Here is a 14,288-nt window from a genome sequence, read left to right on the forward strand (position 1 = left end):
GACCGGGTGCGCGACCCCGGCCCGCCACCACCGATCCTCCCACGTCCGGCGCCCTGATCCGGCGGCCGGTCCAGCAGGCGGACGCGGCGTGGACGCGGAAGCGGCCGGTCAGCGCCCGGCGAGCGCCTTCTCGCCGGCGTGCCGCATGGCCTCCAGGGGCGCCGGGGAGCGGCCGGTCATCCGCTCGACCTGCAGGACGGCCTGGTGGACGAGCAGGTCGAGACCGCCGACCACCGCGCCGCCGAACATGGACCAGCGGGCCGCCAGCTCGGTCGGCCAGGGGTCGTACAGCACGTCGAACAGGGTTGCGGGGCGCTCGGGCACGGCTGCGGCGAGGGCGTCGGTGGTGCCGGCCGGGGTGGTGGCGATCACCAGCGGGGCGCGCAGCGCCTGCTCGGCGTCGGCCCAGTCCGCCGTGCGGACGTCCACCTCGAGCCGTTCGCCCCACTGCCGCATCTCGGCGGCGCGGGCCTCGCTGCGCACGTAGGCGACCACCTCGCCGGTGCAGATCCGGGACACCGCGGCGAGCGCGGACGACGCGGTGGCGCCGGCGCCGAGGATCGCCGCCGAGTCGACCTCCTCGATGCCGTGTTCGCGCAGCGCGGCCACCATGCCCGGGATGTCGGTGTTGTCGCCGAGGCGGCGGCCGTCCTCGGTGAGCACGACCGTGTTGACCGCGTCGACGGCGGCGGCCGTGTCGCTGATCTCGTCCACCAGCGGGATGACCGCCCGCTTGAGCGGCATGGTCAGCGACAGCCCCGCCCACTCCGGTCCGAGTCCGTCGAGGAAGCCGGGCAGGGCGGCCTCGTCGATCTCGAACCGGTCGTACGACCAGCCGCCGAGCCCGAGCGCCTCGTAGGCCGCCCGGTGCAGCACCGGGGAGAGCGAGTGGGCGATGGGCGAACCGAGCACGGCGGCCCGGCGGGCGTCAGTTGCCCGAGGAGGCATTGAATTTTTCCTTGAGCTTTTCGAATTCCGCGTTCGTCCGGGCGAATTCCGTGTTGTCCACACCGTCGGTCGCCACGAAGTACATCCAGCCTTCGTGCGTCGGATTCAGCGTCGCCCGCAGCGCGTCCTCGCCGGGATTTCCGATCGGACCGGGCGGAAGTCCCTTGTTGGTGTAGGTGTTGTACGGGCTGCGGTCGCTGTTGATCTCCTTCTCGGAGATATGGATGTTGCTCGTGCCCTTGAGGTAGTTGTACGTCGAGTCGAACTGCAGCAGCTGGTTGGTCTCGGTGTTGGTGGGCTTGAGACGGTTGTAGACCACCTCCGCCATCTTGCGGAAGTCGTCGTGCGTCTTGCCCTCCGCCTGGACCAGGCTCGCGACCGTGAGCAGCTCGAACGCGTTCTTCAGGCCGAGCTCCTTCGCCTTCGCGGGAAGGTTGTACGGGGCGTACTTCTGCTTGGACTGGGCGACCATCTGCTTCAGGACGGCCTCGGGCTTCATGCCCTTGGCGGCCGGGTAGGTGGCCGGCCAGAGGAAGCCCTCCAGCGGGTCCTGGACGGAGCCGCTGTTCTGCGCCCAGCTCGGCAGGCCGAGGTTCTTGTACTGCGCCTTGGCGACCTTCTTGGTGGTGCCGGCGGAGACACCGAGCTGTTTGTCGATGGCCTGGTAGACCTGCGCGTTGCGCTCGCCGGGCTTGACGAGCACGTTGCTCTGGCTCCTCGGGTCCAGCATGAGCTGCACGGCGCTGGCGGCGGACATCTCCTTCTTCAGGAGGTACGCGCCGGCCTGGATGGTGTCCCCCTTGGGGTTCTGCCCCTGGGCGCTCACGAAAGCGTCGGCGCTCTTGACCACGCCCGCTTCCTTCAGCCGCCGCCCGATCTCCCAGCCGCCGGCGCCCTTGGGGATCTCGACGGTCACGCTCTCGCTGGTCCCCTGGCCCGTGTAGTCGGGAGCCGGGGCGAAACGATTTTGGTAGAACTTCCAGCCGAAATAGCCGGCCCCGCCGAGGCCGCCGCCGAACACCAGGCAGACGACCAGGCAGGCGCAGCCGTTGCGCCGCTTCTTGCCCTTGACGGGTTTCTTGCCCTTGCCCCGGCGCTCACGCCTGCTCTGCAGTTCGTGCTCGGCGTCGTCCCCGTCGTCCTCGCCCGAGAAGAAGGCGTGCTCCTCCTCGTCGGCCGCGGGTTCCGGTTCCGGTTCGGGACGCCGGCGGCCGGGCGGCTCGGGCGGCGGGTAGGCGTCCTCGGTGCGGTAGAAGTCGTGCTGCTGTGCGCCGTAGGCCGCGGGCTGCTGGCCGTACGGGTCGCCGGGATCGGGCGGGTACGGCACCTGGCCCTGGGCGCCGCTCGTGTTCCAGACGTCCTGGTGCTGGTACTGCTGCTGGGTGTGCGCGGCGTACTGCTGGTCCTGGCCGGGGTACTGGTGGCCGTACTGCTGCTGGTCCTGCCCGGGGTGGTACGGGTACTGCTGCTGACCCTGACCGGGCAGGCCGCCCTGGGTCCAGTCGCCGTGCTGCGGCTGCTGCGGGTACTGCTGCTGCGCCTGGCCGTCGTAGAGGGACTGCTGACCCGCGTGGGTCTCCTGCCCTCTCCATCCGCCGTCCCCGTACAACGGGTCCTCCGGATGCCACGGTTCGGAGCCAGGGCCCCGGCCATACTCAGTCATCGATCCCCTAGAGCCGCGAGGCGGACGGTCGTGCGGCCGGGGCCGGATCCCGTTCCGCCTCTTGCTGTGCGGTGGCTGTTCGAACACCGCCGCATCGCGCGGAACGTTACCGTATCGCGATCAGATGACCACTTCGACGCCCTCGCCGGGTGCTTTACCTGACACCCGTTCGGATTCCAGGGCCTGCTGCAGAATGATGACGGCGGCGGCCTGGTCGATCACGGAGCGGCCCTTCTTGGATTTCACCCCCGAGGCGCGCAGTCCCTGACTGGCCGTCACGGTCGTCATCCGCTCGTCCACCAGGCGGACCGGCACCGGTGCGATGCCCTTGGCCAGCTCCTGGACGAAGCCGCGGACCTTGGCGGCGGCCGGACCCTCGCCCCCCTTGAGGGAGCGAGGGAGTCCGACCACGACCTCGATCGGCTCGTACTCCTCCACCAGCTGCCGCAGCCGGCGGTGGGCGGCGGGGACGTCCCGGCCCGGGACGGTCTCCACCGGGGTGGCGAGGATCCCGTCGGGGTCGCACGAGGCGACCCCGATCCGGGCGTCCCCGACGTCGATCGCGAGCCGGCGTCCTCTGCGCATGTCCGGCCGCTTCCCTACTTCGCGGTCTCGGCGACGAGCCGCTCGACGGCGTCCACGGCCTCGCCGACCGCGGCCGGGTTCTGGCCGCCGCCCTGAGCGACGTCCGGCTTGCCGCCACCGCCGCCGCCGAGCGTCTTGGCGGCGGTGCGGACCAGGTCGCCGGCCTTGAGGCCGCGCTCGCGGGCGGCCTCGTTGGTGGCGATGACGGTCAGCGGCTTGCCGTTGTTCACCGTGAACAGGGCGACCACGGCGGCCCGGCCGCCCTGGATGCGGCCGCGCACGTCGAGGACCAGCTTGCGCAGGTCGTCGGGGGTGGTGCCGTCGGGGACCTGCCCGGTGACGACCGCGACCCCGCGGACGTCCCGGGCGGACTCGGCGAGACCGGCGGCGGCCTGCAGCACCTTCTCGGCGCGGAACTTCTCGATCTCCTTCTCGGCGTCCTTCAGCTTGCCGAGCATGGCGGAGATCTTCTCCGGAAGCTCCTCCGGGCGGCCCTTGACCAGCTCCTGGAGCTGGGCGACCACGGTGTGCTCACGGGCGAGGAAGTTGTAGGCGTCCACGCCGACCAGGGCCTCGATACGCCGCACGCCCGAGCCGATCGACGACTCGCCGAGCAGCTTGACCAGGCCCAGCTGGGCGGTGTTGTGCACGTGCGTGCCGCCGCACAGCTCCTTGGAGAAGTCGCCGATGGTCACCACACGGACGCGCTCGCCGTACTTCTCGCCGAACTCGGCGATGGCGCCCTGCTTCTTGGCGTCGTCGATGCCCATGACCTCGGCGTGCACGTCGAGGTCGCGGGCGAGCACCTCGTTGATCTTCTGCTCGACGTCGGTCATGACGGCCGTCGGGACGGCGGCCGGGGAGCCGAAGTCGAAGCGGAAGCGGCCCGGCTGGTTCTCGGAACCGGCCTGGGCGGCCGTCGGGCCGAGGGCGTCGCGCAGCGCCTGGTGGGTCAGGTGCGTGGCCGAGTGGGCGCGGGCGATGGCCTTGCGGCGGCGGGAGTCGATCGAGGCGTGGGCCTTGGCGCCGACGGTCACCTCGCCGACCTGGACGACGCCCTTGTGGACGTAGACGCCCGGGACCGGCTTCTGGCAGTCGCGGACCTCGATCACGGCGCCGGAGTCGACCTTGATCCGGCCGGTGTCGCCGATCTGGCCGCCGCCCTCGGCGTAGAACGGGGTGCGGTCGAGGACGATCTCGACCTCGTCGCCCTCGGTGGCGGCCGGCGAGGAGACGCCGTCCACGAGGATGCCGACGATCGTGGTCTCGCCCTCGGTGTCGGTGTAGCCGATGAAGTCGGTGGCCCCGGCGGCGTCGGCGATCTCCCGGTAGGCGCCCATGTCGGCGTGGCCGGTCTTCTTGGCCTGGGCGTCGGCCTTGGCGCGCTCCCGCTGCTCCTTCATCAGGCGGCGGAAGCCGTCCTCGTCCACGGAGAGGCCCTGCTCGGCGGCCATCTCCAGGGTGAGGTCGATCGGGAAGCCCCAGGTGTCGTGGAGCAGGAACGCCTTGTCGCCGGAGAGGACGGTGCCGCCGGACTGCTTGGTCTCGGTGACGGCGGTGTCGAGGATGTTGGTGCCGGCCTTCAGCGTCTTCAGGAAGGCGTTCTCCTCGGCGAGGGCGACCTTCTCGATGCGCTCGCGGTCGGTGACCAGCTCCGGGTACTGCTGGCCCATCATGCCGATGACGACGTCGATCAGGTCCTTGACGACCGGGCCGGTGGCGCCGAGCAGGCGCATGTTGCGGATGGCGCGGCGCATGATGCGGCGCAGCACGTAGCCGCGGCCCTCGTTGCCCGGGGTGACGCCGTCGCCGATGAGCATGGTGGCGGTGCGCATGTGGTCGGTGACCACGCGCAGGGAGACGTCCGAGCCGTGGGCGTCGCCGTAGGCCACGCCGGTCAGCTCGGTGGCCTTGTCGATGACGGCCATGGAGGTGTCGATCTCGTACATGTTCTGCACGCCCTGCAGAATCATGGCGAGCCGCTCGAGGCCGAGGCCGGTGTCGATGTTCTTGCTCGGCAGTTCGCCGAGGATCTCGAAGTTGTCCTTGCCGGTGCCCTCGCCCCGCTCGTACTGCATGAAGACGAGGTTCCAGATCTCCACGTACCGCTCGTCGTTGACGGCGGGGCCGCCCTCGGCGCCGAACTCGGGGCCGCGGTCGTAGTTGATCTCGGAGCAGGGGCCGCAGGGGCCGGGGACGCCCATGGACCAGTAGTTGTCCTTCATGCCCAGGCGCTGGATGCGCTCCTTCGGCACGCCGACGACCTCGTGCCAGATGCGCTCGGCCTCGTCGTCGTCCTTGTAGACGGTGATCCACAGGCGCTCGGGGTCGAGGCCGTAACCGCCCTTGTCCTGGGGCGAGGTGAGCAGCTCCCAGGCGTACTTGATGGCGCCTTCCTTGAAGTAGTCGCCGAAGGAGAAGTTGCCGCACATCTGGAAGAACGTGCCGTGCCGGGTGGTCTTGCCGACCTCTTCGATGTCGGGCGTGCGCACGCACTTCTGCACGCTGGTGGCGCGCGCGAAGGGGGGCTTGACCTCACCCAGGAAGTAGGGCTTGAAGGGCACCATGCCGGCGGGGACGAGGAGCAGAGTCGGGTCGTCCGCGATGAGCGACGCCGAAGGGACGACGGTGTGCCCGCGCTCCTCGAAGAAGCTCAGCCAGCGGCGGCGAATCTCGGCCGACTCCATCAGTGGTCCTCATTCCGGTTGTACGAGTACGTCGTGTTCTCGACGTACTTCGGGTTGCTGCGGTCGTTCTCCAGGGCGGCGTACCGCCCGGGCGCGGGGAGTTCGGGGTCGGCGTCGATGCCCAGCGCCTCCCCCAGCTCGGCCTCCCGCTGGGCCATGTTGTGGCGGACGTCGAGCGCGAAGCCGACCGCGCCGTCCTTCAGTCTCCGGCCGGTCTCCAGGGCCTTGTTGGCCGCGGTGGCGGCGAGGCTCTCCGGAGTCAGCTGCCTCAGCTTGCGGTTGACCTTGGTGGTGGCCCACACACCGGCGGCGACGCCCGAGGTGAACCAGAACGTACGGCGGAACATCGCTGGGTCTCAGTCCTTCTTCCGCTTGCGTCGTGCGGCGGGAACCGTGCGGCCCACGATCACCGTACGCCGGGGCTGCCTCGCGGGCGCGTCCTCCCGGCGGCCGCCCAGGGCCCGGCGCACGCCGTAGCCGAAGGCCGCGACCTTGACCAGCGGGCCGCCGAAGGTGGAGGCGACGGTGGTGGAGAGCGCGGAGGCGTTCGACGTGACCTCCTGGACGTCGGAGGCGATCGCGTCCACCCGGTCGATCTGGGTCTGCGCGGAGCGCACGGCCGCGGAGGCGTCCGCGAGCAGCGGGACGGCCTGGTCGGTCACCTCCGCCACGAGCTTGGTGGTCGCCTTGAGCGTCTGGGCCACCCTCACCAGTGCGACGGCGAGGAAGGAGACCAGGATCGCCCAGAAGACGGCCACCAGGATCCCGGCCACCTCTCCACCGGACACTGTGCGCACCCGCTCCCTGTACGTGCTCTGAACATCGGAACCATGAGAAAAGCAGTGCACCGAGCCTATCGCGCCGGTGGTGGGGCTCCGTACCGGATTAGCGCCGGCGGCGGGTGGAGTCGCGGGAAGCGATTGTACGGAATGAACACGGTTCAGTACGCTCCGTGTCCCATGCGAGGTCCTCAGCGCCCCGGCCCCTGCGCGGACGGCGATCCGCCCCTGGAACTCACCGCCTTCATCGGGCGCTCGGCCGAACTCGGCGGGCTGGCCGAGGCGATGGCGGCGGCCCGGCTGGTGACGGTGACCGGCGCCGGCGGGGTGGGCAAGTCCCGGCTCGCGTGGCGCGCCGCGGTGCGGTCGGCGCCCGCGGACGGGGTGGCCCGGGTCGAGCTCGCGCCGGTCCAGGACCCGCTGTTCGTCGAATACGCGGTCACGGAGGCGCTGGGCCTGACCGACCACACCACGCGGCCGCCGCGCGAGTCGCTGCTCGGCCATCTCGCGGGCCGCCGCTTCCTGCTGGTGCTGGACGGGTTCGAGCATCTCGTGGAGGCCTGCGCCGGGCTGGTGGCGGAGCTGCTGCGCAAGCTCCCGGAGCTGCGGGTGCTGGCCGTGGGACGGCGCCCGCTGGGGCTGGCGGGCGAGTGCCTGTTCCCGCTGGCGCCGCTCGGCACGGACGAGGCGGTGGAGCTGTTCGCCGACCGGGCCCGGCAGCACGGCGCCGAGGTGGCGGACTGCCCGGCGGTCCGGGAGCTGTGCCTGCGTCTGGAGGGGATCCCGCTGGCGGTGGAGCTGGCCGCGGGACGGCTGCGGGCGCTGTCCCCGGCCCAGTTGCTCGAGCGTCTCGACGACCGGTTCCGGCTGCTGACCGGCGGCGGCCGGGACGCCCTGCCGCGGCACCGGGCGCTGCGCACGGCGATCGGCTGGAGCCACGAGCTGTGCACCGCGGCCGAACGGCTGCTGTGGGCGCGGCTGTCGGTGTTCGCGGGGACCTTCGACCTGGACGCGGCCGAGTACGTGTGCAGCGGGGACGGGCTGCCCGCCGGGGACGTCCTGGACGTGCTGTCGGAGCTGCTCGCCCAGTCGCTGGTGACCCGGGAGGAGACGGCGACGGGCCCCCGCTACCGAATGCTGGACACCGTTCGGGCCTACGGCGCCGACTGGCTGGAGGCCGCCGGGGACACGGCCCGGCTGCGGCGGCGGCACCGCGACTGGTGCCTGGGGCTGGCGACGATGTGCGAGCTGGACTGGTTCTCGCCGCGGCAGCGGGAGGTGGCCGAGCGGGTCCGGGCGGAGCTGCCGAACCTGCGGGCCGCCCTGGAGTTCTGCCTCACCGAGCCGGAGGAGGCGCACCTGGGCCAGTACCTGGCGGGTTCGCTCTGGTTCTGCTGGGCGGGCTGCGGGCGGCTGTCGGAGGGGCGGCGCTGGCTGGAGCGCAGCGTGGAACTGGACTCGGGGTACGAGCGGTCGCGGCTGAAGGCGCTGTGGGTACTCGGCTACGTGGCGGTCCTCCAGGGCGACACCGTGCCGGCGCTCGCGGCGCTGCGGGAGTGCCGGGAGCGGGCGGAGCTGATCGCGGACGGCGCGGCGGTGGCGTACGCGGAGCACCGCACCGGCTGTCTGGCGTTGGTGACGGACGACCTGGCGCGGGCGGAGCGGCTGCTGCGCTCGGCGCTCGGGCGGTACCGGGAGATCGGCGAGCTGAACAGCAACGTCCTGATGAGCCAGGTGGAGCTGGCGATGGCGCGGGCGTTCCAGGGCGACCTGGCGGACGCGGTACGGCTGTGCGAGGACGTGCGCCGGGTGTGCGAGGACCACGGCGAGCACTGGGCCCGCTCGTACGCGCTGTACGTGCTGGCGTACGCGTCCTGGCGGGGCGGGGACCACCGCCGGGCGCGGGAGCTGCTCGTGGACTGCCTGGGCGACGCGCACGCCTTCCACGACCTGCTCGGCTCGGTGCTGTCGCTGGAGCTGCTGGCCCTGGTGACGTTGTCCCAGGGCGATCCGGCCGAGGCGGCGGTCCTGCAGGGGGCGGCGGGCCGGTTGTGGCCGTCGGTCGGGCTGCCGCTGTTCGGCTCGGCGCACTACAACGCCCCGCACGAGCTGTGCGAGGCGGCGGCCCGGCGGGCGCTCGGCGACGAGCGGTACGGGGAGCTGCTGGACGAAGGGGCCCGGCTGGACCGGGAGGCGGCCGTGGCGCGGGCGCTGGCGCACGACGGGGAACGGCCGCCGTACACGGTGCCCGGCCCGCGCGGGCCGGTGCCGCACGCGCGCGGTGAGGCCGGGAAACGCGAACCCGCCGCCTCCCGCACCCGGAAGGGCGGGGAGGCGGCGGGCGGAGTGCCCACGCCGTGACGGGGATCAGCGGGCGTAGTACTCGACGACGAGCTGCTCGTCGCAGATCACCGGGATCTCCTTGCGGTTCGGCTCGCGGTCCAGGCGGAACGCCAGGGCCTTGAGGTTCACCTGCAGGTAGCGCGGGGTCTCACCGTCGGGGGCGAAACCACCCTCGCGGGCGACCTGGAAGAGCGTCTTGTCCTTGGAGCGGTCGCGGACCTGCACGACGTCGTCCGGACGGACGCGGAAGGACGGCTTGTCGACCTTCTGGCCGTTGACCTGGATGTGGCCGTGGACGACCATCTGGCGGGCCTGGTAGATCGTGCGGGCGATGCCCGAACGCAGGACCAGCGCGTCGAGACGGCGCTCGAGCTCGATGATCAGGGCCTCACCGGTCTTGCCCTGGACCTTGGAGGCACGCTCGTAGGCGCGGACGAGCTGGCGCTCGGACACGTCGTACTGCGCGCGCAGACGCTGCTTCTCGAGCAGACGGACCTTGTAGTCCGAGTTCTGCTTGCGGCCGCGGCCGTGCTCACCCGGCGGGTAGGGGCGGGCCTCGAAGTACTTGACGGCCTTCGGGGTCAGCGCGATGCCGAGGGCACGCGACTTCTTGACCTTGGGGCGGGACTGGTTCGCCACTGTCTGTTTCTCTTTCCTGGTTTTCGGCTTGTCAGGGTTGAGGGAGGTCGCATCCGCAGCCGGGGAAACCCGCCTGGTCCGCGTGGGACCCTGCCGGGCAGCCGCTCCCCTGATCTGGGCACATACGTGCAGCACGCGAGTGGCCCACCGACCGCTCCCGGGCTTCCGGGTGGTGGTGGGCTGCCCGCGACACCGTTCGACGGTGCGCGACGCTCCTGGAGCCGGTCCGCGAAGGACCGGGTCTCCGGCTGGCTGTCCCGCTCTGACTGCGCGGGACTCAGCACTTCGGGGCAGTCTACAGGCTGCTCAGGACCGCTTGCGACCGAGGTGCTTGCGCGTCCACTCCACCGCGTCCGCGTACCGGGCTTCCGCTCCGTGCCGGGTCGGCGTGTAGTACGCGCGGTCCTTGAGGGCGTCCGGGGCGTACTGCTGCTCCGCGATGCCCTCGGGCAGGTCGTGCGGGTACACGTAGCCCTGGGCGTGGCCGAGCTTGGCCGCGCCCTTGTAGTGCCCGTCCCGCAGGTGCGGCGGGACGGGGCCCGCCTGTCCCTTGCGCACGTCCTCCAGCGCGGCGCCGATGGCGGTGGTGGCGGCGTTGGACTTGGGGGCGAGCGCGAGGGCGATGGTGGCGTGGCTGAGGGTGAGGGCGGCCTCCGGGAAGCCGATCATGGCGACGGCCTGCGCGGCGGCGACCGCGATGGGCAGGGCGTTCGGGTCGGCGAGGCCGACGTCCTCGCTCGCGGAGATCATCAGCCGGCGGGCGATGAACCGGGGGTCCTCGCCGGCCTCGATCATGCGGGCCAGGTAGTGCAGCGCGGCGTCGACGTCGGAGCCCCGGATGGACTTGATCAGGGCGCTGGCGACGTCGTAGTGCTGGTCGCCGTCGCGGTCGTACTTCACCGCGGCGCGGTCGACGGTCTGCTCGAGCGTCCGCAGGCTGATCTCGCTCTCGCCCTGGTCCAGGGCGGCTCCGGCGGCGGCCTCCAGCGCGGTCAGGGCGCGGCGGGCGTCGCCGCCGGCGATGCGCAGGAGGTGGTCCGCGGTGTCGTCGGGCAGGGAGACGGCGTCCCCCAGGCCGCGCTCGTCGGTGAGGGCCCGCTCGAGCAGCCCGCGGACGTCGTCGTCGGTGAGCGGTTCGAGGGTGAGCAGCAGGGAGCGGGACAGCAGCGGGGAGATCACCGAGAAGTACGGGTTCTCGGTGGTCGCCGCGATCAGGGTCACCCAGCGGTTCTCGACCGCGGGGAGCAGGGAGTCCTGCTGGGCCTTGCTGAAGCGGTGGATCTCGTCCAGGAAGAGGACGGTCTCCTTGCCGAAGCCGCCGGTGGCGCGGCGGGCGCCGTCGATGACCGCGCGGACCTCCTTGACGCCCGCGGTGATGGCCGACAGTTCCACGAAGCGCTTGTCGGTGGCCTTGGAGACGACGTACGCGAGGGTCGTCTTGCCGGTGCCGGGCGGGCCCCAGAGGATCACCGAGGACGGTCCGGCGGGTCCCGCCCGTCTCCCACCACCGCCCTTGCCGGAGGGGCCCGCGGCCCCGCCATTCTGGTCTGCGCCCTCGCCCACCAGCCGGCGCAGGGGCGAGCCTGGCTTGAGCAGGTGCTGCTGGCCCACCACCTCGTCGAGGGTGCGCGGGCGCATCCGCACCGCCAGGGGGCTGGCGGCGGGGTCCTTCTCCTGGCGTTCTTCTGCTGCGGCGGTGAACAGGTCGGGCTCCACGCAGAAACCCTAAATCACCGCACCGACAGTCCGGCGGGGCGGTCGGCCGGCCGTCAGCTCGTCCAGAAGTCCCACCAGCGGGTGAGCACCAGCATGCCGATGACGCCGACGTGCAGGACCGGTACGACCCAGGTGAACTCGCCGAAGAAGGACTTCAGCCAGCGCGGGGAGGGCAGGAAGTCGTTGCGGACGTTGAACGAGGTCACGTACCAGAACATGACGATCGTGGCGACCCAGGCCAGCGAGCACCACAGGCAGAGCGCGTTGATCCGGTACAGGGACTGGAACTGCAGCCAGGTACAGAAGGCGACGCCGAAGAGCGTGCCGAAGTTGAAGGTCAGCCAGTACCAGCGCGGGAAGCGGGCGCGGGCCAGCAGGCTCACGCCGACGCAGACGACGATGCCGTAGCAGACCAGGCCGAGCATCGGGTTGGGGAAGCCGAAGGCGGCGGCCTGCTTGCTCTCCATCACGCTGCCGCAGGACACCACCGGGTTGAGGCTGCAGCCCGGGGTGAAGGTCTTGCCGGCGACCTTGGCCTCGAGGATCTTGAACTTGTCGAGCGTGATGACCCAGGCGGCCAGCAGCCCCGCGGCGCCGGTGATCACGAGCAGGATGGCGAAGGCGCGGCTGCCGCCCTCCGTGCGCGGTCCGCGGGCGGACTGCCCGGACCCGGGCTCGCTGGAGACGTCCTTGACTGTCGTCTTGCTCATCACGCCGATTCCGTCACTCGAGAGGTGGACCTTCTTCGGGCAAGCCTCATTCTGCCGCACGCGTGCGGGGCCTCACCGTTCGCTCCGCATAAGGATGTACGTATGACCGGCGCCGTTCGTTCGGCCCGGGGCGGCGGCCGCGCCGGAAACGGCAAGGGCGCCGGACACCCCCCGTCGGGGAGTCTCCGGCGCCCACGCGCGCGTGTGCGCTCAGCCGAGCCGTGACTCCAGTTCCGCCACGATCTCGTTCACGCCGACCGCCGTCTGCTCGCCGGACTCCATGTCCTTGAGCTGCACCACGCCCTCGGCGAGATCCCGCTCGCCGGCGACGATCGCGTACCGGGCGCCGCTGCGGTTGGCGTTCTTCATCGCGCCCTTCAGTCCCTTGCCGCCGTAGGCGAAGTCCGCCGCGACCCCGAGCCTGCGCAGCTCGGTGACCTTGGCGAACAGCACCCGGCGGGCCTCCTCGCCGAGCGGGACGGCGTAGACGCTGGTCGTGGACGGCAGGTCGAGCGTGATGCCCTCGGCCTCCAGGGCGAGGACCGTGCGGTCGACGCCCAGGGCCCAGCCCACCGACGGCAGCGCGGGGCCGCCGATCATCTCGGACAGGCCGTCGTAGCGGCCGCCGCCGCCGACCGCGGACTGGGAGCCGAGGCCGTCGTGCACGAACTCGAAGGTGGTCCGGGTGTAGTAGTCCAGGCCGCGGACCAGCTTCGGGTCGTTCTCGAAGGCCACGCCCGCCGCGGTGAGCAGCTCGCGGACCTCCTCGTGGTACGCCTTGCAGGCGTCGCACAGGTAGTCGCGCAGCAGCGGCGCGCCGGTCAGCTGCTTCTGCACCGACTCCCGCTTGTCGTCGAGGACCCGGAGCGGGTTGATCTCGACGCGGCGGCGGGTGTCCTCGTCCAGGTCGAGGGCGCGCAGGAACTCCTGCAGCGCGGCCCGGTACACCGGACGGCACTCCTTGTCGCCCAGGCTGTTCAGCAGGATGCGGAAGTCGCGCAGGCCGAGCGAGCGGTAGGCCTGGTCGGCCAGGATGATCAGCTCGGCGTCCAGCGCCGGGTCCTCGGCGCCGATCGCCTCGGCGCCGACCTGGGAGAAGTGGCGGTAACGGCCCTTCTGCGGGCGCTCGTAGCGGTAGTACGAGCCGGAGTACCAGAGCTTGACCGGGAGGTTGCCCGCCTTGTGCAGGTTGGCCTCCAGGGCGGCGCGCAGCACGGACGCCGTGCCCTCGGGGCGCAGGGCGAGCCGGTCGCCGCCCTTGGTCTCGAAGGCGTACATCTCCTTGGTGACGATGTCGGTGGACTCGCCGACACCGCGCGCGAACAGCTCGACGTTCTCGAAGCCGGGGGTCTCGACGTAGCCGTAGCCGGAGTCGCGCAGCGGGGCCGCGATCGCCTCACGGACCGCCAGGTAGGTCGCGGAGACCGGCGGGATCAGGTCGTAGGTGCCCTTGGGGGCCTGGAAGGTGCTCACGGAAGTCTCTCGTCACATTCCTCGTCGGGGAGCCTGGAGGGCTCCCTGGCCGGCCGCCACCTGCCGCAGATAGGGGTTGGTGGCGCGCTCCTGGCCGATGGTCGTCTGGGGGCCGTGGCCGGACAGCACCACGGTGGAGTCCTCGAGCGGCAGGCACACGCGTGCCAGCGAGTCGAGCATGTCCTCCATGGAGCCACCCGGCAGGTCGGTGCGTCCTACGGAGCCGGCGAACAGCAGATCCCCGGAGAAGAAGACCTGCGGGATGTCCGCGGTCTCGGGCATCCGGAACGTCACCGACCCCTTGGTATGGCCCGGTGCGTGCGCGACGGAGAACGTGAGGCCGGCCAGTTCGAGCAGCGCGCCGTCGGTCAGCTCCCGGACGTCGTCCGGCTCGCCCACGGTCAGCTCGCCCATGAGCGGCATGCCGAAGGAGCGGCCGAGCGCCTTCTCGGGGTCGCTCATCATGTACCGGTCGCTCGGGTGGATCCAGGCCGGTACGTCGTGCGCGCCGCACACGGGGACGACCGAGGCCACATGATCGATGTGGCCGTGGGTGAGGACGACGGCGACGGGCTTGAGCCGATGCTTCTTCAGCGCTTCCTCGACTCCGTCGGCGGCCTGGTGGCCCGGGTCGATGATCACGCACTCCTCACCGGCGGCGGGGGCGACGAGATAACAGTTCGTCCCCCAGGCCCCGGCGGGGAACCCGGCAATGAGCACGATCGTCCTTCGTTGTGTCGGTACG

General features: G+C 71.5%; 12 protein-coding genes. 1 reads left to right on the forward strand and 11 read right to left on the reverse strand.

All coding sequences use genetic code 11. The annotated features are described in order from the left end of the window. Nucleotides 1-108: 108 nt before the first annotated feature. The 6 genes from ACZ7JA_RS25600 to ACZ7JA_RS25625 form a co-directional block, all read right to left on the reverse strand. Nucleotides 109-948, reverse strand: a complete 840-nt coding sequence (locus ACZ7JA_RS25600; protein ID WP_470810621.1) for a shikimate dehydrogenase — start codon at nucleotides 946-948, stop codon at nucleotides 109-111. Further along, nucleotides 929-2,611: an endolytic transglycosylase MltG gene (gene mltG, locus ACZ7JA_RS25605; RefSeq protein ID WP_470810623.1), complete on the reverse strand. Its 1,683-nt coding sequence runs from the start codon at nucleotides 2,609-2,611 to the stop codon at nucleotides 929-931. The genes ACZ7JA_RS25600 and mltG overlap by 20 nt, the downstream gene beginning before the upstream one ends. 120 nt (nucleotides 2,612-2,731) lie before the next feature. Further along, nucleotides 2,732-3,196 carry a Holliday junction resolvase RuvX gene (gene ruvX, locus ACZ7JA_RS25610; protein ID WP_351663895.1) on the reverse strand — a complete coding sequence of 155 codons (465 nt, stop codon included), beginning with the start codon at nucleotides 3,194-3,196 and terminating at the stop codon, nucleotides 2,732-2,734. A gap of 14 nt (nucleotides 3,197-3,210) precedes the next feature. Beyond that, a complete protein-coding gene (gene alaS / locus ACZ7JA_RS25615; protein WP_393438900.1) occupies nucleotides 3,211-5,883 on the reverse strand; it encodes an alanine--tRNA ligase in 2,673 nt (890 codons plus the stop codon). After that, nucleotides 5,883-6,230: a hypothetical protein gene (locus ACZ7JA_RS25620; RefSeq protein WP_351663897.1), complete on the reverse strand. Its 348-nt coding sequence runs from the start codon at nucleotides 6,228-6,230 to the stop codon at nucleotides 5,883-5,885. The genes alaS and ACZ7JA_RS25620 overlap by 1 nt, the downstream gene beginning before the upstream one ends. Nucleotides 6,231-6,239: 9 nt before the next feature. Beyond that, a complete protein-coding gene (locus ACZ7JA_RS25625) occupies nucleotides 6,240-6,680 on the reverse strand; it encodes a DUF948 domain-containing protein (protein WP_351663898.1) in 441 nt (146 codons plus the stop codon). Between the two features lie 162 nt (nucleotides 6,681-6,842). On the opposite strand from ACZ7JA_RS25625, the gene ACZ7JA_RS25630 reads away from it, so the two are divergent. After that, complete coding sequence (locus tag ACZ7JA_RS25630) at nucleotides 6,843-9,023, forward strand: ATP-binding protein (RefSeq protein WP_470810626.1); 2,181 nt, start codon at nucleotides 6,843-6,845, stop codon at nucleotides 9,021-9,023. 6 nt (nucleotides 9,024-9,029) lie between these two features. Here the strand turns inward: ACZ7JA_RS25630 and rpsD are convergent, their stop codons facing one another. From rpsD to ACZ7JA_RS25655, 5 genes are all read right to left on the reverse strand, one after another. Further along, nucleotides 9,030-9,644 (reverse strand): 30S ribosomal protein S4, encoded by a 615-nt coding sequence (rpsD, locus tag ACZ7JA_RS25635; protein WP_108957064.1) that lies wholly within the window; start codon nucleotides 9,642-9,644, stop codon nucleotides 9,030-9,032. 306 nt (nucleotides 9,645-9,950) lie between these two features. After that, nucleotides 9,951-11,360 carry a replication-associated recombination protein A gene (locus ACZ7JA_RS25640; RefSeq protein ID WP_351663900.1) on the reverse strand — a complete coding sequence of 470 codons (1,410 nt, stop codon included), beginning with the start codon at nucleotides 11,358-11,360 and terminating at the stop codon, nucleotides 9,951-9,953. 53 nt (nucleotides 11,361-11,413) lie between these two features. Continuing rightward, nucleotides 11,414-12,070, reverse strand: coding sequence for a vitamin K epoxide reductase family protein (locus ACZ7JA_RS25645; RefSeq protein WP_389304781.1), 657 nt, complete (start codon nucleotides 12,068-12,070; stop codon nucleotides 11,414-11,416). A 210-nt stretch (nucleotides 12,071-12,280) separates the two neighbouring features. After that, the gene (gene hisS, locus ACZ7JA_RS25650) at nucleotides 12,281-13,543 is read right to left on the reverse strand and encodes a histidine--tRNA ligase (protein ID WP_351663902.1); all 1,263 of its coding nucleotides are present in this window, start codon (nucleotides 13,541-13,543) and stop codon (nucleotides 12,281-12,283) included. A 12-nt stretch (nucleotides 13,544-13,555) separates the two neighbouring features. Then, a complete protein-coding gene (locus ACZ7JA_RS25655) occupies nucleotides 13,556-14,263 on the reverse strand; it encodes an MBL fold metallo-hydrolase (RefSeq protein ID WP_389304780.1) in 708 nt (235 codons plus the stop codon). Nucleotides 14,264-14,288: the final 25 nt, after the last annotated feature.

Source organism: Streptomyces sp. NPDC038135 (genome assembly GCF_055601245.1).

Bases quoted from the DNA above. Each gene is read 5' to 3' on its own strand.
- ACZ7JA_RS25600 (WP_470810621.1), bottom strand. From the start codon at position 948: ATGCCTCCTCGGGCAACTGACGCCCGCCGGGCCGCCGTGCTCGGTTCG.
- mltG (WP_470810623.1), bottom strand. From the start codon at position 2,611: ATGACTGAGTATGGCCGGGGCCCTGGCTCCGAACCGTGGCATCCGGAG.
- ruvX (WP_351663895.1), bottom strand. From the start codon at position 3,196: ATGCGCAGAGGACGCCGGCTCGCGATCGACGTCGGGGACGCCCGGATC.
- alaS (WP_393438900.1), bottom strand. From the start codon at position 5,883: ATGGAGTCGGCCGAGATTCGCCGCCGCTGGCTGAGCTTCTTCGAGGAG.
- ACZ7JA_RS25620 (WP_351663897.1), bottom strand. From the start codon at position 6,230: ATGTTCCGCCGTACGTTCTGGTTCACCTCGGGCGTCGCCGCCGGTGTG.
- ACZ7JA_RS25630 (WP_470810626.1), top strand. From the start codon at position 6,843: ATGCGAGGTCCTCAGCGCCCCGGCCCCTGCGCGGACGGCGATCCGCCC.
- ACZ7JA_RS25645 (WP_389304781.1), bottom strand. From the start codon at position 12,070: ATGAGCAAGACGACAGTCAAGGACGTCTCCAGCGAGCCCGGGTCCGGG.